Origin of the sequence: Okeania sp. SIO2F5 (assembly GCF_010692685.1) — a bacterium.
GTDB classification, from domain to species: Bacteria; Cyanobacteriota; Cyanobacteriia; order Cyanobacteriales; family Microcoleaceae; genus Okeania; species Okeania hirsuta.
In genome coordinates this window covers 1-22,759 of the sequence record NZ_JAAHGU010000015.1, presented here as the reverse complement: position 1 = coordinate 22,759, position 22,759 = coordinate 1, and the positions used below count along the sequence as shown (strand labels likewise).

Genomic DNA, 22,759 nt, shown 5'->3' with positions numbered 1-22,759 from the left:
TGCAATAGTGTAGTAGGGGCGGGTTCTGCATTAAGTTAATGGTGTTACAAATTATTTAGATGAACCCGCCCCCAACCCAACAATTGAATGCACAAAATTAGCTTTGTCAATTCAGTGCAATAAGCTAAGATATTGTATAGAAAAAATATTTGTAATTTTAAGTAGAGTAAAGAAAATGCCTAAAGCTGGAATTCATCCTGAGTGGTATCCAGAAGCCAAAGTTTACTGCAATGGTGAAGTAGTAATGACAATTGGTTCTACAAAACCAGAGATTAATGTTGATGTTTGGTCGGGAAATCATCCCTTTTTTACAGGTACTCAGAAAATTATTGATACTGAAGGAAGAGTTGAGAGATTTATGCGTAAGTATAGTAAAAAAGATGGAGGGAAAAGCTCTAAATCTAAGAAGAGTAAAGATAAAAAATAGCTGGAATGTCAATTGTCCTTAATTAGTTGTCTGTAATATTTTATGGACAACAATTAACATCAACATCTCACAAAAAATTCCCCATAAACAAAATACTAATTAAGACAAGGGACAACTGACAATGGCTGAAACATATTTACTAGAAAAATTAAAATCCGTTGAGCAAACTTACAATGAATTAACTCTACGTTTAGCAGATCCAGATATTGCAAAAGATCCAACTGAGTTCCAAAAAGTAGCTAAGGCACGCTCCTCATTAGAAGAGGTGGTAAATACTTATGAAGAGTGGAAAAATAGTCAGCAAGAATTAGCGGATGCTAAGGAAATCTTGAAAGAAGCTGGTGGCGACCAAGAAATGGAAGAGATGGCCAGAATGGAAGTAGAGGAATTGGAAGCCAAACTGGAATCTCTGGAAATTAAAATGAAAATTGCCCTACTACCACGAGACCCCAACGATGATAAGAATATTATGTTGGAGATTAGAGCTGGTACAGGAGGGGATGAAGCTAGTATTTGGGCAGGGGATCTGGTGAGAATGTACTCCCGTTACTCAGAAACTCAAAAATGGAAGGTGAGTTTACTGAGTGAATCTTTAGCAGATATGGGAGGTTTTAAAGAAGCAATTTTAGAGATTAAGGGAGAACAGGTTTATAGTAAGCTGAAGTTTGAAGCAGGAGTTCATCGGGTTCAAAGAGTTCCAGTGACAGAAGCAGGTGGGAGGGTACATACTTCAACGGCAACGGTGGCCATCATGCCAGAAGTGGATGATGTAGAAGTGGAAATAGATGCAAAAGATATTGAACTAACAACGGCTCGTTCTGGTGGAGCAGGTGGACAAAATGTGAACAAGGTGGAAACTGCTGTGGATTTATTTCATAAACCCACAGGAATTAGAATTTTCTGTACTCAGGAGCGCAGTCAGCTACAAAACAGAGAGAGGGCAATGCAAATTTTACGAGCTAAACTTTATGAGATTAAGCTACAAGAGCAACAACAAGAAGTTAGTTCGATGAGGCGATCGCAAGTAGGTACTGGTTCCCGCTCAGAAAAAATTCGGACTTATAACTATAAAGATAATAGGGTGACAGATCATCGCTTGAGTCAGAACTTTTCCCTTGCACCTCTTCTTGAGGGAGATATAGAAAATGTAATTCAAGCTTGTATTACCCAAGACCAGCAGGAACGTTTGCAAGAGTTGGCAGCATCCACATCTACTCCAATGTCAGTCTAATTGACATTTTGTGAAATAGACTTATTCACATAATATCAATATCACTCAAAAAGCGAGGACAAAGTTCTCGTTTTTTTTATAAAATATGCTTATATTAGCAAGTATAGCGCTGTGCGCAGGAACAGGCAATATGGGGGATAAAAAGCTGATAGTATAAGACTTTTAGCTATGTAAAACATAAGTTTTTCAATTTTACCTTCAGCTACTTACCATTAAATTTCAGCAACACCAATTTTATTTAGGGTTTGCTGAAAAAGTATGCATGGTCAAGGGAGGACTGAGTCAGGAGAAATGGGAATTATAGAGGAGGTAGTTGGATGTTTTGTCCCTTGATTTTTCTGCCCTTGTCTGCTCAAAATGCTCATAAGCATGAGCTTGAGGCACTGAAAACCAGGCAATTTTTTCGACAATAAAAAGACTAAAGCCTTTATCTGTCAATGTTTTGAGATTTAATCAGCAAACCATATTTATAACTGACCCGTCCGAACATTATATAAGTCTGGGTTTGCACATTATGGAATGATATTGCCAAAAATTAGTTTAGATTTTGAGTAAAAAACCTAATATTAATCATTTTAGCAATTCTCAAACCCAAAATATTGTTCATCAAAAATCTAAAATAATTTGTCACTGTGCAACGCCATAAGTCTTGTATCCCACATTCCGCACTTCGATTTGTAACATTAAAAGTATTATAAAAATCCGTAGGTTGGTAGGTATTCATACTATGCAAATCATCTCAATTACTTTTTTCGTTCATCAAATCCCGAGTAAATAATTAATCATAAATACTTGCTTGATTGTTTACTCAATCACTGTAGCTATGATTTTCTCGTAAATTCTGACTCCTTACTCCTTCTTCTATACTACATTTTGTGGTGCGGAATATGGGTTGTATATTATTCTATGCAGCTCAGAAATGAATTTGATATAACGTAGTAAAGTATTCTAATTCTAGCAAATTAAAGAAAAGTAGGAGATTTGGGCATGACTACCAATGAAGAATTATCTTGGGAATGTGGAATGGGTTTCTATGTGCCAATTTTAAATGATGGAGAATTAGTGGGCATTTGTAAACCTGAATATGCCGAAGAAATTCTAGAAGTTATGAATGAGCAGGAAAGGCTACACAAAGCTTTAAGGCTAGCTTGTCTAGATTTACTGCGAAGGGTGGGAGGAAAAAGAAGTAGAGTCAATGACTTAATGCAGAAATATATAGCTCTGGCTGAACGACCTAAATATGGACCAAGAGCGGTAGCCCTCTTGTTGCGAGAAAGGCAAGAACAACTGCAGGTTAGTGGCCATGAGTTTATTAAATTTTGTGATATTCATAAAATTTCTCCTGAGCAACTCAAAGATATTTATGCAGGCAAAGCAGTAGATACAAACTTAGTAGGACCTATAGCAAGAATTTTAGGCAAAACTAATAATGAAGTACAAGAAATATTAGAAGGCCCTAGCGAATAATATTGTAATTTGTCATTAGCACTTAGTTTTTTGATTTTCTCGGTCTTAGAGTATGTCTGAAATTTTAATTAATATGATTTATCATCTTTTTAGATGAGTTTTTCAATTAGATTATTATTTTTTCTGCTTACAAAAACTTTTTCAAATCTACACCTCTTCCCTATTTTCTAAAATATTGAATTCCCTGTTCATATCTCAAACATAAATGGTATTTATACTACATAGTTAAAATACTAAAAATATCAAGTTTCATCATTATAATTAACTTTACCATTAGGCATAATTGTTTCCTGAAGATTAGCTTCAGAAAGGTTAATATCATTAATCAAAGCATCAGTAAGATTAGCACCTCTCAAATCAGCACCTCTCAAATCAGCACCTCTCAAATCAGCTCTAATTAAAATAGCCTTACTTAGATTAGTTCCTCGGAAATAAACCCCCCTCAAATTTGCACCTAGAAAATTAACTTTTTTGAGGTTTGCAAACCTAAAATCTGCTTTATAAAGATTTGCTTCCTTTAAAGAAGCATTTGATAAATGAATTCTACTCAGATGAGCTTCAATCAGATTAGCTTTGTCTAAATTAGTCTGGTAAAAATAAGCCCCAATCAATTCAGCTTCATGGAGATTAGCATGACTAAGATTAGCATAACTGAAGTTAGTTTCTATTAAATCTGCTTTGGCTAAGTTGCTTCTTCTCAGGTCTGCTGAAGTAGCATCAGCATATCGACAAATAGCATTTTGTAAATCAGTTCCAATTAAATTTGCACCAACTAAATCAGCATCTATTAAGTTAGCCTGTCTTAGATCTGCAGAAATCAAATTAGCATATCTTAAGTTAGCTCCCTGAAGATTAATAGAAGTAAGGTTAGCATGAATCAGTTGAGCTGAAGTTAAATTAGCATATCTTAAGTTAGCTGTTTTTAATTGAGTTAAACAGAGATTCGCTCCTGTGAGATTTACTCCTTGAAAATTAATACCTTGCAGGTTAATACCTCTGAGGTTGACATTAGTAAGATCTGCTTGTAGATGTAGATTTTTCTGTCTCCATTCATTCCATGTAATTACATCCCGATTAAGTAGGGCGAGATATTCTTTATTTGCCATTTTTTATTAGATAACTTCTTAGAGATATTTATATATTTCTGTTATGGAGTAATAACTATAAGAGACTGTTTGTAAAAGGAATGTTAAATCCAGGCGTAGGGTGGGTTAGGCAACAATAATTATGAGTCGCGAACCAAAATCTTAACTGTCCACTGTAACCCACCGAACATACCGAGTATTAAGGAGTTGGACATTATGGAATGATATTGGCAAAGATTAGTGTGTCGGCTAAATCCCTTACTTCAACTGAATTTGGGTTTATAGTCGAACATAGCAATACAGCAAAACTAAAGATCCTAATTATATCAAATCCGTTTAATTCGATATAAAGAAATTTTCCATCTGAGCGCCATTGCCAAATCTTTCTCAATATTCCCATCCTGGTAGGGGTTAGGGGTGGGTCTCCATATCCCCATATCCCCATATCCCCACACTCCCCATCTCCCCAGACTCTTTATGGAGGAGTATGGAAATATTTTTCCACCTTTTTCTCCTATTGCCTCTATCTCACGGACGACTCCATGGCTCAAAATTATTATCAAGGTCAAGATACCAAATAGCTTATATAGGAGGAAAAGAAGAAGGATGAGAAAGTTTTTTTCAGGGTTATTATTCCAGACATGATATTACTTATTCCACACTTTGCTGATGTAGTTCTAAGTATTTCTAGCTATAGTAAAAGCTATGGTCTTAAAAAAAAAGCTAATAAAAATATTTACTATATCATATAAACATCATATATATGCATAATATTAATTAAATTTATGTATAATTATTAAAACTTAATAAAGATTTACTTAATATTAAGTAAAATGATACGAATCAAGAGTTAAACTAACAAACGAGAACAATAGTTAACATATTGAAGAGCCATGACCTAACCATTGCAAACCAAAAGTGAATTTATTAGTACAGTCCAAAAAATTGAATGTCCCTAATTTAAGGATATTACTAAAAACGTCAGTATATCTTGGTGATCTAACGGCTCTACCAAATTTATTGAATGAATGGGGAAAATAGCTACACAGTAAACCTTGAGAATGTGTTGGCTAAAACCTCAAGATAGTGAAATGAAGTTTGGAAAGTTGGAGAAAACGCATTCCTCACTAATACAATTTCATAGATAATGAAGTATTTTTCTAGGGTGACTTCCCTAAAAGTGAGGCACAAAGTTCCAACCTCCTAACAGTGTTGAAAATGTAGAACTTTTACCTTGCCTGCCTTCAGGCACACATTAAGCTAGTTATTCTAGTAGCATTACTAAAATACTCCTTCAGTACGAAGTAATTTATAATTCCAAGTGGTAAAGAATAAAAAGCGATCGCAAACATAAATGTAAATTAGATTCACGTCGCCATAATTAAAATTACCAAGTCAGTCAATTAGTCATTAATACAAGGATTTGACAACTATGCTAAACACAATACCTATCAAGCAGCCGTTAAATCCAGATCAAAACGTGAATCACGGTTGTAACTTGAAGTGGAAGTTAGAAGATCGACAAGAGTATCGTTTTTCTGCTATAATTTTGATCACAAGTAAAATAACAAGAAAACACCAATGGTGACATCAATTCAGTTTTGCTATCAAATAAGGAAACTGTAATAGGTTTTGGTGTTGACAAAATAGTGATTATTAGCACCTAGTTAACCTCTTACGACAGGACTTCTTAAGTCTATAGCATCAGTCAATCTTTAAATTATACAAAGATTGTCTATGTTTATGATATCTAAAATTGCTTCAATGTATTTCTAAGGACTTAATAGATATTTCCTAGATAGCGATCAAAATTAATTGTAAATGTACTAAAATATTTACATTCAGTACTAGAGTACACTGATCGGAAATACTGTAGTAGCAAAAAAAATTCACTGAATAATTGATGATTAATAATTTTAGGTTTAAAGCCTATCCTTTCAAGAGAAAATATTATTATGCCTTTTGATACCAAATGAATACAAAGGTGGTTACAGTATTAATATCCATATTTTCACCAGGAAAATAAACTACTGTAGCAAGATTTGATGATAGTGGTATTAGTCAGTCATATTCTTTTGAAGAAAAGGTGATTACTAATGATTAATCGTTAAATATTAGTTGTTGAATTAGCATTAATGAAAAAAAACTGCTCTCAGCAAGTAGTAATATCCCTAAAAACCACTGAATTCGTGTACTATAATGTGCTGATAAACTGACTTTAAGTTTAACCAAAAACTTCGATTGTGTGTTATTAAGAAGTAAAATTTCGGAGCAAACCATTAACTAACTAAAATTATGACCAACACAATATTACCCCCTACAGCATTAACCGAAGAAATTAGCAAGCCAGACTTCACATTTGACCCCAGTATTCGACGCGATCATGCAAAGAAGTACCGAACCTCAGAGTGGTACGATGGTCGTGGAGAAATTAAAGCGGTAGAAGACGGTCGCTCATTTGAGATTTCTGCAACCTTTACTCTCAAGTCAGAAGTAAAGTTGGTATATGGAGTACTAAACCCATCTAACCCAGTGTTGGCAGAAATCTACAAAAGTCGTGGTCGTTGTGTAGCAGTTGTCGATCAAACGGTCGATGAACTTTATGGAGAATCACTGAAAGCTTATTTTAAGCACAATGAGATTCCCCTAGAAACTCTAGTATGTCGTGCATGGGAATCAGACAAAACTCCAGAAACAGTTCAGCGCATACTCCAATTCTTAGGTAAAGATGGCTGTGATGTATCCCGCAACGAACCTGTACTAATCATTGGAGGTGGCGTACTCAGCGATGTGGCAGGTTTGGCCTGTGCTTTGCAGCACCGACGAACACCTTATGTGATGATCGGAAGTTCTATAGTTGCAGCTATTGATGCTGGACCATCTCCTCGTACCTGCACAAATGGTCAGCTATTTAAAAATAGTATCGGTGCATATCATCCCCCAGTTATCACAATAGTAGACCGTAGCTTATTCCGCACTTTGGCAAAAGGTCATATCCGTAATGGGATGGCAGAAATTATCAAAATGGCAGTAACTGATGACCCAGTGCTATTTGATTTACTAGAAGAATACGGCCCACGGTTAATTGAAACCCATTTTGCTAACTTTGATGCGGATGAGGAACTGATCCAGGTAGCTGATGAAGTAATTTATCGAGCATTGTATTCCTACATGAAGCATGAGGGAACAAATATGTTCGAGACCTATCAAGACAGACCCCATGCTTACGGTCACACCTGGAGTCCCAAATTTGAGCCAGCAGTCAAATTGATGCACGGTCATGCTGTTACTATTGGCATGGCTTTTGGAGCAACCTTAGCAATGGAAATGGGTTGGTTAGAAAAAGGCGATCGCGACAGAATAGTTGCACTATGTTCTTCTCTTGGTTTATCAGTTTATCATCCTATCCTCGAAGACAGTGATTTGATGATTCAAGGACAGAAAAATATGCGTCGCAAGCGCGGTAGTAGTGGGTTATGGGCACCTTTACCTACAGGTATTGGTAGTTGTAGTTTTGCTGGAGAAGTTCCCTCAGACTTATTAATATCTGCTGTGGAGGAACATAAGAATTTTTGTACCTCTGTGCCAAATGAAGGAAAAGGCGAACAAATGTATTTAAGTGATCTTGGTTTGGAGTAAAATAAATAGAAGTTGTGATGTGGGGTGGAGAAAACAAGAAATTCCTCCCTGCTCCCTTTTGAAAAAAAGAACAATAGTGGGCAAAGACTGCAAACTTTTCATCAGACCTCTGCGATAATTAATCTCAAAGCCTTGTAATGCTTAGGATAAAACTTTGTTTTCGTATGCTATAGATGATTTAGTATTTGCCCATTCTACTTATCCAATAGTAATAGTAATGGAATAGAAATATGATAACCGTTGTAAATACAGAAACTGTAAATACAAACACTGCCAGACCAGTTACACCATTGGGTATTTTAGTAGAGCAACTTGAAAAAACTGTCAAGATGGCAGAAACCGTAGAAATACCTGCCCAACTTGCTGAAGCTATTAAAGATGCTTACCAATTAGCAGAAGGTCTTGACCCCTACATTGAAAAAAATACTACCCAGGAGTCAGATGCGTTAGCAGCATTAGCAGAAAAGACTCGCCGGGAACCCTGGAATTTACGATTTTCTGATGGCGAAACAGTGCGCCAGTTAGAACAGGAGATGTTATCTGGGCATATTGAGGGGCAAATTCTCAAAATGTTCGTTCACATGACTGGGGCGAAACGTATCCTAGAAATTGGAATGTTTACCGGGTATTCTGCATTAGCAATGGCAGAAGCGCTACCAGAAGATGGACATGAAGTTGCTTGTGAAGTGGATCAATATGTAGCTGACTTTGCGAAAGCTTGTTTTGAAAAGTCTCCTGCTGGGAAGAAAATATCAGTCGAAGTTGCACCAGCTTTGGAAACTATGCAAAAATTGGCAGATGCCGGAGAAACTTTTGATTTAGTCTTTATTGATGCCGATAAAAAAGAGTATATAGAATATTTCAGAATTCTCTTAGATACAAGTTTATTAGCACCAAATGGATTTATTTGTGTTGATAATACTTTATTGCAAGGGCAACCTTATCTCCCACCAGAAAAGCGTGCTGCTAATGGAGAAGCGATCGCTAAATTTAACCGTTTTGTTGCAGAAGATCCCAGAGTAGAACAAGTTATATTGCCTTTAAGAGATGGGGTAACTATTATTAAACGAAAGTAGTTATGGTTTGAGGATATTATTAACCCAATAAATAATTGGATATAACTCCTGAATATTCGGTAACATCATGTCAGCTGGTATCATTAGTGTAAACCCAAAGGTGAATATCTACAGTGAATTTAAGTTTTTTTCTTGCTCTTAAGTATTCTTGCCTGTTCCCTGTTCCCTACCCTTGCTATACAATACCGATGCTACCTGACATGATATAACATCATAGGTGTTACCGATATAAATAATTATAATCAAATGCTACTGACAATTTTTAAGAGTAAACTGCATCGACTCAAAGTAACTGAAGCACAACTATATTATGAGGGTTCAATTACCATTGATGAAGAACTACTAAAAACTGCCAGTATCTTAGCTTATGAAAAAGTACAAGTAGTTAATGTCAATAACGGTTCACGGCTAGAAACCTACACTATTCCAGGGGAATGGGGTAGTCGTATTGTCTGTCTCAACGGTCCAGCAGCCCGAATAAATGCTGTTGGGGACGAGATAATAGTCATCGCTTATGCTCAAATGACACCAGAAGAAGCACTTCTACATCGTCCTCAAGTTATTTTAGTGGATAAAAATAATAATCCTCTACAGAAAAGCTAATACTTAGACCTACCTCTACAGCTAAATTTTTATTCTCAAAAACTTAACACTTTTTTCCTGATTATAAATAATAACATGGCACTAATTTTATTTGTTCAAGGACGTGCTTATGCACTTTTCCAAAATCTCGGCACTCTAATTTTATTATTAATTGTTTTACCTTTCAATTTCCTGAAAGTAATACCATCGCTGCTATGGAATTTTATCAGTCAACCTTTTCAAAAAAAAGTAGTAGCTGAAAACCCAAAAAACATCCTAATTACGGGTGCAAAAATGACAAAATGTTTGCAACTTGCCCGTTCATTCCATGCCGCAGGGCACAAAGTTTTTCTGCTAGAAGCAAATAAATATTGGTTATCAGGAAATAGATTTTCTAATGCTGTTACAGGTTTCTACACATTACCCTTTCCCCAAAAAGATTGGGAAGGCTATTCTCAAGGATTATTAGAGATTATTAAAAAAGAAAAGATAGATGTATTTATTCCAGTTTCTAGTCCGGCAGGAAGCTACTATGAATCTTTAGCAAAACCACTTATATCGGAACATTGTGAAGTATTGCATTTTGACGCTGAAATTACGCAACTATTAGATAATAAATTTACATTTATTGAAAAAGCTAAAAGTTTTGGTTTATCTGTACCAAAATCATTTTTAATTACAAATCCTGAACAAGTTCTCAATTTTGACTTTGCTACTGATGGGAGTAAATATATTCTCAAAAGTATCCCTTACGATTCAGTGCGTCGTTTAGATATGACAAAACTGCCCATGAATTCAAAAGCAGAAATGGAGGAATTTGTCAATAGTTTGCCGATTAGCGAACAGAAACCCTGGATTATGCAGGAATTTGTGAAAGGCAAAGAATATTGTACCCATAGCACTGTCAGAAAGGGTAAAGTTAGACTCTATTGTTGTTGCGAATCATCAGAATTTCAAGTCAATTATCATCATGTAGATAGACCTCAAATCTATCAATGGGTAGAAAAATTTGTCAGAGAATTAAATATTACTGGGCAAATATCCTTTGACTTTATTCAAACAGAAGATGGTCGAGTTTATCCCATAGAATGTAATCCTAGAACTCACTCAGCTATTACAACATTTTACGACCATCCAGGAGTAGCAGATGCTTATTTGAAAGATAGTAAAGATGAAAATGAAGCCTCACTAATACCACTGCCAAATAGTAAACCTACTTATTGGACTTACCATGAATTATGGCGACTGACAGGAATTAGATCTTTGGGACAATTAAAAACTTGGATTAACAGAATTTTTCAAGGAACAGATGGTATTTTTCAAATAAATGACCCCTTACCATTTTTGATGGTACACCATTGGCAAATTCCTTTACTTTTGTTAGGTAATCTGCAAAAATTAAAGGGGTGGGTAAGAATTGATTTTAATATTGGGAAATTAGTAGAATTGGGCGGAGATTAACAAATTGGATTTCTGTAGAATGTAAGCTCAGAAACCGTAAGCGTTTAGCTCTCATTTTCTTTAATGAATGAATAAATGAAGCAAGCATTTGTTTAACTTATACTACATTTTCAACAAGAGAATTGAAGTACAAGAAGGACTAGCTTGCTTTAAATGAAGCTGAGATCTGATAGCTGGCAGCTAAATGCTTACCAGAAATTAAGAAAGAAAAAACAGATTTCTACTAAGGTTAAATCATCAATTTTTATGGATCAACAAATTTGGATTGCGATAACATTTATTGCCTTTTTACTTTCATTTACAGTAGTAGGCATTTACTCCGCAACCCAAAAACAAAACACAACAAATGATTACCTACTTGCTAGTAGAAATGTTAATCCCTGGTTGACAGCTTTATCAGCAATGGCAACAGGTCAGAGTGGATATTTATTCATTGGAGTAATTGGCTTTACCTACAAAGTAGGAGTTGCTTCCATTTGGATACCTGTTGCTTGGGCAATAGGAGACTATATTGCTTGGTGGTTGATATTCAAAAAGTTGAGGTTAGTCTCTCAACAAACAAATTCAGATACAGTTTCCTCATTCCTCGGTCAAGAAAATCTAAGGTCAGGAAAAAATAACGGGCGCTTGATTACAATAATTTCAGCCTTAATTACTATTGCTTTTCTCGGTACTTATGCTTCAGCTCAACTGGTAGCAGCAAGCAAAGGACTAAATGCAATATTTGGCTGGAACTATCAATTAGGAGTTATCATTGGAGCTGTAATTGTCGTTATATACTGTTTTTCAGGAGGCATTCGTGCTTCTATATGGACTGATTCAGTGCAGGCAATTTTGATGATTGGCTCCTTATTAGTTCTGTGTATAGTCGGTTTGATTAACTGTGGTGGGTTTGGAGAACTTTGGACAAAACTCAATGCAATTGACCCCACCTTAACAAATTTGATTCCCGCTAATCTGCCTTGGGGATTTTTCCCTTACTTTTTGGGATGGATAGTGGCAGGATTTGGCGCTGTCGGTCAGCCTCATATATTAGTACGAGCAATGGCAATTGACTCCGCAGAGAATGTGGCTTTTGCTCGAAACATTAAATTTGTCTGCGGTCAAATAAACTCTGCCACAGCCTTCGGTGTTGGGTTAACTGCAAGAGCATTGTTGCCAGATTTAATCACATCAAGTGACCCAGAATTGGCATTACCTTATCTATCTATGGAACTTTTACCAGCAGTGATGGTGGGGTTAATGTTAGCAGGATTATTTTCAGCAGCAATTTCCACAGCAGACTCTCAGATTCTATCTTGTTCGGCTGCATTGAGTCAAGACTTGATTCCTACTACAGCTAATTCTTATAGAAGGGCTAAAATTGCCACGTTAGTTGTCACAGCTATTGTATTAGTAATTGCCCTAACAGGAGACAATAACGTATTCGCTTTAGTAATTTTCTCTTGGTCAATTTTAGCTTGTGGTTTAGGCCCATTATTGGTATTGCGGGTTTGGCAAAAACCTATAAGTGTGCCAGTAGCGATCGCCATGATGATTATTGGAATTATTGTTTCTATAGCCTGGGATTTAGGACTTGGGTTATCTAGTGCTATTTATGAAGTACTTCCCGGTATGGCTACAGGCTTTATTGTTTATGGAATTGTTTATTTTTTGACCGACTCTAGAGAGTTGAGTAAATAAAAAAATTGTACTACTTTGTATCAGTTTGATCGAGACGGAAAAAGATGGATGCTCCAAATAAAGTATCACGATTACAATTATTCTTATCATTACCGATAGACTGTTTAGCTGCATTGATGGGTGGGACGATATGTCTATCTTTATCACCAATTTTCATCCGTTTAAGCGAATATGAAATCGGTCCCAATGCCGCAATATTTAATCGCTTGTGGATTGCGACTGTTGCCTTTGGGTTAGTGAGTCGATTTTTGGCTGTGCGCCACCGAGAACGAAAAAAGGAAACCCAAAAGGAAATCCAATCAGATCAACAAAAACCCCATCTACTTCACAGAGCCAAGCTACTTATGATAGCAGATGGGGTTATTCTCTCGATGGGTCTAACATTTTGGGCTTGGTCTTTGACTCAGACAAGCATTGCCAACGCTAGCATGATGCATAATCTGGTTCCCATATTTACTGTTTTAGGAGGGTGGCTAGCTTTAAGTCAAACCTTTGACCATCGATTTCTGCTAGGTATGTTTGTGGCGCTCGCTGGATCTGCATTATTAGAAATGAATGACCTTTTATCACTAAGAGTCAGCCAACAACTACTAGGAGATTTGGCAGCATTACTTTCAGCAGTATTTTTTGGCATACACCCACTGATAGTTGAGCAACTCCGAGCTCATATCAACCCAATCACGATTATGACTTGGTCTTCGGCAACTAGCTCTCTATTATTATTGCCTTTTGCTCTAATTGTTGAAGAGCAACTTTTTCCAAGTTCTTTCACTGGTTGGTTTTCAGTTATTGCTCAAGCCGTTGTTGCTCAAATGTTAGGTATAGGACTTTTGGCTTATTCTCTCAAAAGGTTATCTGCTGGACTTACTAGTCTAGTTGCGTTATTTATTCTTGTTCTCAGCGCTGTCGAAGGTTGGGCAATTTTCTCAGAAAATCTTAGCTTGTTGACTTCGGTAAGTTTCTTTGTAATTTTATTGGGAATGTATTTGGCTATCTCTAGTAGGTCTGCTATCAAACCGAAAGTTGAACCTTCTTATTGAAGGCAAAAGTTGAGAGCTTTGCTAGAATTAAATGACATCTCATTATTAACCAGAGACGAAATACTCGGGGATTTAGAAGCTTTAATATCATCAGTATTTATAGAACGCATTTGGGATATTTGTCGGCGATTCAGTTTTTTGCCAGGAGTAAGGAGTCAGGAGTTGGAGGGAAGGTATAAGGGAAATATATGGAATGTCAACTTCCCAAAATATTCATTGATTCAGCAACCCCTTAATTTTATTTTATGAACTTGATTGAAAATCTCCTTAGTGCAGGATGGTGGAAATAACTGACCAGTTACAAAATCCTAAAACAATTACAAATCAAAAATGATTGACTTTTAAGTTTTGACTTTTAACTTCCGTGTAGCGGCACTAGTTTAGCTTCATCTAAGATAAAATTACAGTTTGTTTTTCAGATGAATATCAAACATTGAAAACTAATGAAAAAGAACTACCTTCAAAGTAAAATAACAGAATATTAGGCTAAATAATTGGGGAAAAAAAATAGAAAAATGCAGTAATATTTAAGTGGAAGCTAGGGGATGTTATTGTCTGGCTGTAGTCCACAGTAGACTCAATACAAAATCACCTAGAAAAGTCCTACAGTTTTTGGTAATATATTTAATATTCGTGATCTGAAACTAGTCAAAATTAATAAAAATTAATTTTTCTACTTTTTTTGTTTTGTTAAAATTTAGGACACAATTAACTAATTTAATAGAAACAAAACAACTAATTATGACATTAGAAAAAATTTCTCAGACTCAACCTTCATCCTTAAAGACAATGCCAATGTTACGAGTATTGCACCTCGCAGGTTCCATTGTCTCTGACTTTTACTACAACTTATCAATAATCTACGCCAAAGAAGTAGTACAACCAGTGGGTGTCAGTAGCTACTATGCAGTCGTAAATCCTGACAGTCTTTGGCAGTTAGGAACATCCTTAGATTCCTTGTCAGAAAAGATGTCTCTCCAGGATATGATTCCTCGACTACCTCAGATTGATGTAGTAGTTCCCCATATGTTCTGCTTTCCTGGAATGACCAGTTTCAGGGCTTTATTTGAGGATATCATTGGTATCCCCGTGGTTGGGTCGCCATCCCATTGCACAGCATTAGCAACTAACAAAGCACAGACAAGGAGCATTGTTTCTGCATCTGATGTCCTGGTTGCCAAAGCACAACAACTACGCCGAGGAGATAAATTAACAATGGAGCCGCCCTTTGTAGTGAAACCTACCTCGGAAGACAATTCTTTGGGTGTGACATTGGTGTGGGATGAATCTCAAATAGAGGGAGCATTGAAAGTTGGGTTTAAACTAGACGAGACGTTGTTAGTGGAGGATTATATTCCTGGAAGGGAATTTCGTGTAGGTGTGGTTGAGTATGAAGGTAAGTTGTCCGTCTTGCCGATGATAGAGTACTTAGTCACGGAGGAACACCCTATTAGAACTGTACATGATAAGTTGGAGCTAAAATCAGACGGAACTCCTGGAAAACAACCTGAGAAACCAGAAGTGAAGCCAGTATGTCCAGCGAATGTCACACCAGAACTATTCAAGAAACTTGGCGATAGTGCTAAGAAGGCTCATATTGCATTGGGATGTCGTGATTACTCCTTGTATGACTTCCGAGTACACGCAGAAACCAATGAGCCATATCTGCTTGAAGCAGGATTATTTTGGTCTTTCGGCAAAATTAGCATGATTTCTCGGATGCTTCAAGCTGATGGGCAAAGTTTAGAAGATGTGGCTTTGCAACTGTGGAGTGCAGCAGCAGGGAGAACTCGCGTAGCTTGTGGTTCATTGTTTAAGTACAGCAAATCAGAGCAAGTAGCAAAGATTTAATGAAGTCAGAAGTCAGAAGTCAAAAGTCAGAAGTTAACCCACCCCTCGCCCCTCCCCCTCCCAGGAGGGGAAGTAGGGGATTTGAGCAAGCCTCCAAAAACATTTCGCCTTAAAAGGCAGGGTTGCGCGACCCATATTATTTTGATAATACCATTTCTCATTTTATTGAGCAGAGGAGTTAGGGAGTGGGGAGTAGGGGAGTGGGTAGGGACATTGCATGCAACGTCCCTACAGATAAGTAAACATTAGAGTCTCAAGGGGTGACAAGCACCTCAACGTATTTCCGTCTAGGGAAGCAATCTCAAGTCCTAGTTTTTCGTACCTCATGGGTAAGTCCTGTTCTAATTAGGACACTGGCTATTCAGCAGCCTTAATTTATCGTTATTATCATTCCCATTTGACTTAGCCTAGAAAAAAAAGATGAATGCTCAAGCAAAATTATTAAAGCTACAGTTTGTCTCATTTTTACCGATAGATTCCTTAGTTGCATTAACAGCTAGCATAATCTGTCTCTCTTTTTCACCCATTTTTATCCGTTTGAGCGAACTGGAAATAGGACCAAACGCTACAGCATTTAATCGTTTTTGGATAGCCGCTGTTGCCTTTTGGCTGCTAAATACTTTATTGACAGCACGCCACCGAGACCAAAATAAAGAAACTCAACTCGAACAACAGAAGCACCATCTAGTTAATAGGGCAAAGCTACTAATAATAGATGGTGTTCTTATATCAGTAGGTCTAATGCTTTGGGCTTGGTCTTTAAATCAAACGAGTATTGCTAACTCTAGCATGATCCATAATCTGGTGCCAATATTTACCGTCTTAGGAGGATGGCTAGCTTTAGGTCAAACTTTCGACAATCGATTTTTGATTGGTATGGTAGTTGCGATTTTTGGAGCAACTTTACTAGAAGCAAAAGAACTGTTATCATTGAGGATGAGCCAAGAACTATTAGGAAGTTTAGCAGCTTTGCTCTCAGCAGTGTTTTTTGGAATACATCCACTTGTCATTCAGCGACTCCGTAGTAATTTAAGCCCTGTCACTATTATGACTTGGTCTACAACAACAAGTTTTCTATTTATGTTACCTGTTGTTCTAATTGCCAAAGAGCAACTTTTCCCAACTTCGATAAATGGGTGGTTTGCAGTAATTGCCCAAGCTCTCGTTAGTCAAATGCTTGCTATGGGACTTTGGGCTTATTGTCTCAAAAAGTTATCTGCCGGGTTTAGTAGCTTAGTGGCGTTGATTATTCCTGCTCTCAGTGCGGTGGAAGGTTGGGCTATTTTCTCAGAAAGCCTGAATTTTTTGACTGTTGTAAGTTTCTTTGTAATTTTATTTGGAATGTATTTGGCTATTTCTAGCACATCTGCTATCAAGCTGGAAAATGACTAAAGGCATTGCTGAATTAGTGTATGATATTAATTTTTTAGGAGTCAAGAGTCAGGACTCAGGAGGGAAGAAATAAGAAGAAAGTAGTAGAAGAGAAAGTTTTTTGTTAGCGCTCTTCTCCAGAACTGATATCATACCTCAAATCAGCAACGCCAATATTCGCTAAATTAAAGAGGAATCAAATTTTGTCTACTTTACGATCAATTTCTACTTCCTACATACAGCAAGCAAATTGGTTTCTGTATAAATTCAAAGCTACAGGTTTAACAGACAAAGTGTCTGTAGCATTTCAGATTAAATCACCTCTGGATATTCAAAGTGTAAAAGATACACTACAAGTATTAATTGAACGTCACTCTATTCTTCGCAGTATCTATTACGAACAAGATGGAAAAATAGTTCAAACAATTCAGGAAAATGTCGATATTAATTTTGAACAAATTTCTGCTTCATCTTGGAGCGATGAGGAGTTAGAAGGGCATTTATCTGACTCGCTCAAACGTCCTTTTAACTTAGAAAATAGCGGGGTATTTCGTGCTTGTTTATTTAAACGTTCGGTAACAGAGAATATTTTGTTATTGACTGTTCATCAAATAGCTGGAGATTGGGAGTCTTTATTAATATTAGTAAATGAATTTGTTGCTCTCTATGAATCAAAAATTAATCATGAATCTCTAGATTTACCCATATTAAATAAGTCTTATGAAGATTATATTCAGAAAGAATTAGACTTGCTCAATAGTTCAGAAGGAAAACAATTGGGTGATTATTGGCAACAGAATTTGGCTGATGAATTACCAGTGTTAGAATTACCAACAAATTCTCCTCGTCCAACCATTAGAACTTATAATGGAAAATCAATAAAGCATACCATAAATTTACAATTAATTAAACAAATTGAACAACTGGCAAAAACAGAAACAGTCAAGGTCGAAGAAATACTATTAGCAGTATTTAAAGCCCTGCTTTACCGCTACACAGGAGAAGAAGATTTACTTGTAGGTTTATTACAAAACCGAGAAAATCAACCATTATTCCCTGGAGTTATTGGCAATTTTACTAATGTTACGGTTATCAGAGATTCTATTTCAGGGAATCTCAAGTTTACAGATTTTTTGACTCAAGTCAGTAAAAAAGTATTTGAAACAGAAAGCTACAAAGATTATCAATTTGCTCTACTTGTACAACAACTCAAATTATCTAATCTGAGTTATTCTCCTATCTGTCAAGCAGCCTTTGGTTACTACAAGTTCGATAAATTATTTAATGCCAAAGAATTAGAATTAGAATATTATCAACTCCCACAGCAAAAGGTAGATTTTGAACTCAGTTTAGAAGCAATTCAGTTAGAGGAATATTTCTGGGTTGATTGGAAATACAATAGTGATGTATTAGCAGCGGAAACTGTGACTCAAATTGCTGAACATTTCCAGAATTTACTAATAGCAATTATAGAAAATCCTCAGACAGAAGTAGATAAGTTACCGATACTGAGTGAGAGGGAAAAACAGCAAATATTGGTGGAGTGGAACAATACAAAAACAGATTATCCTCAAGGCAAATGTATCCATGAATTATTTGAGAGTCAAGTAGAAAAAAACTCAGATGGAATAGCAGTAATTTTTGAAGATAAAAAACTGACTTATTCAGAGTTGAATGCCAAAGCAAATCAACTAGCTCAGTACTTACAAAAGTTGGGAGTAAAGCCAGAAACACACTTGGGAATATGTGTAGAACGTTCTTTGGAAATGGTCGTAGGTATATTAGGAATCCTGAAAGCAGGAGGAGCTTATGTACCGCTCGACTCAAGCTATCCCTCAGAACGTTTAGCTTATATGCTTGCTGATGCACAAGTATCAGTGTTGCTAACTCAGGAATCATTAGTGACATCATTGCCGGAGCATCAAGCACAGGTTGTTTGTTTGGATAAAGATTGGGAAGCGATCGCTCAATTGCCTACAGAAAATTTAGCAAAAGTGGCTAAACCCGAAAATCTAGGCTACATCATCTATACTTCCGGTTCCACAGGTAAACCTAAAGGAGTTGCCATGAGTCAACGCGCTTTGGTCAACCTAATTATGTGGCAGCAACAGGAAGCAATTATTGGTCAAGGTGCAAAAACATTACAATTTGCTCCTATCAGTTTTGACGTATCTTTCCAAGAAATTTTTTCAACGTTATATTCAGGCGGTACTCTGGTTTTAGTTTCTCAAGAAGTCAGGCGCGATAGTTTTGCTTTGATGCAGTTTATGGTTGATAACGAAGTAGATAAACTATTTGTACCATTTGTCGCTTTGCAGCAGTTAGCGACAGTTGCTGCTCAATGTCAAACTTTGCCACAACTGCGTGAAATTGTTACAGCAGGCGAACAATTACAGATTACTCCAGACCTAATTGAGTTGATGAAACGACTCCCCAACTGTAGGTTGCAAAATCAGTACGGACCGTCAGAAAGTCATGTGGTTTCTGCTTATACTTTACAAGGAACTGCGGTAAATTGGCCAGCACTTCCTCCCATTGGTCGTCCTATTGCTAACAATCAACTCTACATTCTTAGTCGCGATCTACAACCACTTCCCATGGGTGTTCCTGGGGAGCTATATATTGGTGGAGTTGGTGTAGCAAATAGTTATCTTAATCGTCCGGAGCTGACTGCGGAAAAATTTATCTCCAATCCGTTTAGCGATCGAGGAAAAAGCAGACTATACAAAACAGGAGATTTAGCTCGCTATCTTCCTGATGGTAATATCGAATTTATTGGTCGCATCGATAACCAAGTCAAAATTCGAGGTTTTCGGATCGAAATTGGAGAAATTGAAACGACTATCAGTCAACATCCCACTGTTAAAGAAACAGTAGTTTTGGCAAGGGAAGATAACCCTGGTAATAAACGTTTAGTGGCGTATATTGTGCCCGAAACTGAGGCGAATCAAGAAATTGTACCGCAACTCAAACAATATCTAAAACAAAAGTTGGCAGAGTATATGGTGCCTTCAGCTTTTGTGGTTTTGTCACAACTACCGTTAACTCCGAATGGGAAAGTTAACCGTCGTGCTTTACCTGTACCAGATATTTCTAGTTTTAGTGAGAGTAATAATATTGTTGCACCACGAGATGATATTGAAGGGAAGTTAGCAGAAATTTGGTCAAATATTCTCAATATTAATCCGGTGGGAATTAAAAATAATTTCTTTGAGTTAGGAGGTCATTCTGTTTTAGCAGTTAACTTAATGGCAAAAATTCAGCAAAAGTTTGCCAAACAATTACCTTTATCTACTCTGTTTACTAATCCCACAATTGAAGATTTAGCAAGTTTAATCCGAGGAGAAAATCAAGTTATTTCTTCTTCTCTAGTTCCTTTGCAAACTCAGGGAAATAAGCAACCATTTTTCTGCGTACATCCGGCGGGAGGTCATGTATTTTATTACCAAGAATTGTCCCGTTATTTAGGTAATAATCAACCTTTTTATGGCTTACAAGCACAGGGGTTTAATGAAGGAGAAAAAATCTTCACAAATGTGGAAGATATGGCTGAGTTCTATATCAAAACTATTCAAGAATTTCAACCAGAAGGGCCTTATCAAATTGGTGGTTGGTCTTTTGGTGGAGTTGTTGCTTTTGAAATGGCACAGCAGTTACTTCAACAAGGGAAAAAAGTTAGTTTATTGGCTTTGTTAGATCCTTGGGCTCCTATTCTATTAGACCACAATAAAAAGATTGATAATTTGTACATGAGGGGTGTATTAAGTCGTTATTTTGGAGGAATGTTTGGTATAACTAATTTAGTTAGTGAGGATGAATTAATTGGGCTAAGTTCAGAGGAGCAAATAGAGTTTATTATTGATAAAGCGGAAAAATTAGAGTTATTTCCCCAGGAAGCGACTCGCGAACAAAATCGGCGGTTTATTGATGTAATTATTGGCACTTTGAAGGCAACTTATAGTTATAAACGTCGGCCTTATTCCGGAAAAGTAACAGTCTTTCGTGCGGAAGAAAAGCATCCTCATGGAATAGATCCGCAATTAGTTTGGGTAGAAATGTATGCTATTTTAGATGTAGTTGATATGGAGGTAGTTATGGTTCCTGGCAATCATTTTACATTTATCAAGGAACCAAACAATAAAGTATTAGCAGAACGTTTGAGTGAGCATTTAAAGTAGGTAAGTATTCAGCAGTTAGCTACCAGCTATCAGTTATAGCAATTCGCAATTATTTGGAGGCTTGCTCAAATCCCCGTTATACCAAATTGATAAATGTTTGCTACAAATAGCTAGGATATTTCTTAGGAGTCAGGAGTCGTATAGGAATGGCTTTAATACCATTTTTTTAGGGCATAAATTATCTTTTTTGTCAAAGGGACATCTCTTTTAAAATCTTTTAATCACGCTGATTATTCGTAACATTCTTTTTTCAAATTGGTATTACAAAAATAACTTATGACTTCCCCTCCTGGGAGGGGTTAGGGGTGGGTTGACTTCTGACTTCTGACTTCGTTAACCCTGTTCCGTCTTTTGGAGGAGATGTCTAATGGAACAAATAAGTTTAAGTACCTTTTTGAGAGTATTTGCTTTTATCATATAGTTAGTAAAAAAATTGGAGCTTAATTATGTTAGGATCTGCCTCAGAATCTAAGAAGAAAATCTATCGAATTATTTACGGTTACTGGCAAAGTCAGTGTGTTTATGTAGCAACAAATTTAGGTATACCAGAATTGCTGCATAACGGACAACAAACCGTTGAAGCAATAGCAGAAAAAACAGGCACAAAAGTAGAAAAACTTTATGTTGTGCTGCGTGCTTTAGCTCATTTAGGTGTCTTTTTAGAAAAACCTGGACGGGTATTTGCTTCTACAGAATTATCGGAACTTCTGATTACTAATGGTTCCCCTTCTATCGGTGATTTTTTAATGCACATTACAGAGCCTAATATGTGGGATGGTTGGCGAGAATTAGAAAACAGTTTAAAGACTGGAGAAGTTCCTTTTGAATTAGCAAAAGGTAAGGATTTTTATACTTCCTATATGACAGAAAATCCCAAAAGTAAAAACCTGTTCAACAATGCCATGAGTTATTTAACTACTGAAGTTGTTGACCCGTTATTTGCAGTTTATGATTTTGGTCGTTTTCAGACAGTAATGGATGTGGGAGGAAATCAAGGTACATTAATTGCCAATATTGTGAAAAGATTCGGCTGTAAAGGTATTTTGTTTGACTTACCCCATGAAGTAGAAACTGCTCCTAATAATCTGGCAAAACATGGAGTTAATGATGCAGTAACAGTTATTGGTGGGAGTGCTTTGGAATCTTTACCAAAAGGTGCCGATGCAATTGTAATGAAATATTTTCTATCGGTATTTAGTCGCGAAGATTCTATCAAGGTACTGACTAACTGTCGAGAAGCTCTCTCAAAAGATGGTCGGGTTATACTTTTACAAACTTTAGTTCCTTCTGTGGGAGCGCCTGTAGAATATCCCGATGGCACAATACCAGCTTTAGCTGCAGTGCAAATGATGATTACTAATCCTGGAGGTTATTGGCGTACCGAACAAGAATACAAAGATTTGTTTGCAGCAAGTGGTTTCCAACTCGAACAAATCGTTCATACTGGCACAAGTGTGACAGTTATGGAGTTCAGTCCTCTTTAAATAATCGGCGCATCACATTACTGTAATGTGATGCGCTGTTTCCCACATTGATTTTCATATAGAACCCCTAACCGTATCTTCATATAAATATCAAGTTTTTTTGACTAGGAGACAGCTATACTGGAGACAGGAGACAGAAGGTAAGAGAGAAAAGGTTAAGAGGGAAGATTTGGGGAGAGATAAT

At 36.7% G+C, this 22,759-nt stretch carries 15 protein-coding genes; 13 read left to right on the top strand and 2 right to left on the bottom strand.

The features are described 5' to 3' along the window. Positions 1-175 precede the first annotated feature (175 nt). The 3 genes from rpmE (at position 176) to F6K27_RS08645 (ending at position 3,125) form a co-directional block, all read left to right on the top strand. Positions 176-427: a 50S ribosomal protein L31 gene (gene rpmE / locus F6K27_RS08655; RefSeq protein WP_124143144.1), complete on the top strand. Its 252-nt coding sequence runs from the start codon at positions 176-178 to the stop codon at positions 425-427. 121 nt (positions 428-548) lie between these two features. Continuing rightward, positions 549-1,658 (top strand): peptide chain release factor 1, encoded by a 1,110-nt coding sequence (prfA, locus tag F6K27_RS08650; RefSeq protein WP_287275039.1) that lies wholly within the window; start codon positions 549-551, stop codon positions 1,656-1,658. Positions 1,659-2,645: 987 nt separating this feature from the next. Next, a complete protein-coding gene (locus tag F6K27_RS08645) occupies positions 2,646-3,125 on the top strand; it encodes a hypothetical protein (protein WP_124143147.1) in 480 nt (159 codons plus the stop codon). A gap of 242 nt (positions 3,126-3,367) precedes the next feature. On the opposite strand, the gene F6K27_RS08640 is transcribed toward F6K27_RS08645, so the two are convergent. Further along, positions 3,368-4,231 carry a pentapeptide repeat-containing protein gene (locus F6K27_RS08640; RefSeq protein WP_124143148.1) on the bottom strand — a complete coding sequence of 288 codons (864 nt, stop codon included), beginning with the start codon at positions 4,229-4,231 and terminating at the stop codon, positions 3,368-3,370. Positions 4,232-4,536: 305 nt separating this feature from the next. Further along, positions 4,537-4,761 carry a hypothetical protein gene (locus F6K27_RS08635; RefSeq protein WP_124143149.1) on the bottom strand — a complete coding sequence of 75 codons (225 nt, stop codon included), beginning with the start codon at positions 4,759-4,761 and terminating at the stop codon, positions 4,537-4,539. 1,744 nt (positions 4,762-6,505) lie between these two features. On the opposite strand from F6K27_RS08635, the gene F6K27_RS08630 reads away from it, so the two are divergent. The 10 genes from F6K27_RS08630 (at position 6,506) to F6K27_RS08585 (ending at position 22,575) form a co-directional block, all read left to right on the top strand. Beyond that, positions 6,506-7,849: a sedoheptulose 7-phosphate cyclase gene (locus tag F6K27_RS08630; protein WP_124143150.1), complete on the top strand. Its 1,344-nt coding sequence runs from the start codon at positions 6,506-6,508 to the stop codon at positions 7,847-7,849. A 230-nt stretch (positions 7,850-8,079) separates the two neighbouring features. Beyond that, a complete protein-coding gene (locus tag F6K27_RS08625; protein WP_287275040.1) occupies positions 8,080-8,925 on the top strand; it encodes an O-methyltransferase in 846 nt (281 codons plus the stop codon). 246 nt (positions 8,926-9,171) lie between these two features. Continuing rightward, on the top strand, positions 9,172-9,528 hold the full coding sequence (panD, locus tag F6K27_RS08620) for an aspartate 1-decarboxylase (protein WP_124143152.1): 357 nt from the start codon (positions 9,172-9,174) through the stop codon (positions 9,526-9,528). 75 nt (positions 9,529-9,603) lie between these two features. Then, positions 9,604-10,968 carry an ATP-grasp domain-containing protein gene (locus F6K27_RS08615; RefSeq protein ID WP_287275042.1) on the top strand — a complete coding sequence of 455 codons (1,365 nt, stop codon included), beginning with the start codon at positions 9,604-9,606 and terminating at the stop codon, positions 10,966-10,968. A 153-nt stretch (positions 10,969-11,121) separates the two neighbouring features. Then, complete coding sequence (locus F6K27_RS08610; RefSeq protein WP_287275043.1) at positions 11,122-12,651, top strand: sodium/proline symporter; 1,530 nt, start codon at positions 11,122-11,124, stop codon at positions 12,649-12,651. Between the two features lie 44 nt (positions 12,652-12,695). After that, complete coding sequence (locus F6K27_RS08605) at positions 12,696-13,691, top strand: DMT family transporter (protein WP_287275044.1); 996 nt, start codon at positions 12,696-12,698, stop codon at positions 13,689-13,691. Positions 13,692-14,432: 741 nt separating this feature from the next. Then, on the top strand, positions 14,433-15,542 hold the full coding sequence (locus F6K27_RS08600) for a D-alanine--D-alanine ligase (protein ID WP_287241321.1): 1,110 nt from the start codon (positions 14,433-14,435) through the stop codon (positions 15,540-15,542). Positions 15,543-15,962: 420 nt separating this feature from the next. Further along, positions 15,963-16,934: a DMT family transporter gene (locus F6K27_RS08595; protein ID WP_287275045.1), complete on the top strand. Its 972-nt coding sequence runs from the start codon at positions 15,963-15,965 to the stop codon at positions 16,932-16,934. Positions 16,935-17,116: 182 nt separating this feature from the next. Next, positions 17,117-21,091 carry a non-ribosomal peptide synthetase gene (locus tag F6K27_RS08590; protein WP_287275047.1) on the top strand — a complete coding sequence of 1,325 codons (3,975 nt, stop codon included), beginning with the start codon at positions 17,117-17,119 and terminating at the stop codon, positions 21,089-21,091. 446 nt (positions 21,092-21,537) lie between these two features. Further along, positions 21,538-22,575, top strand: a complete 1,038-nt coding sequence (locus tag F6K27_RS08585; protein ID WP_124143157.1) for a methyltransferase — start codon at positions 21,538-21,540, stop codon at positions 22,573-22,575. The last annotated feature ends 184 nt before the right edge of the window (positions 22,576-22,759 follow it).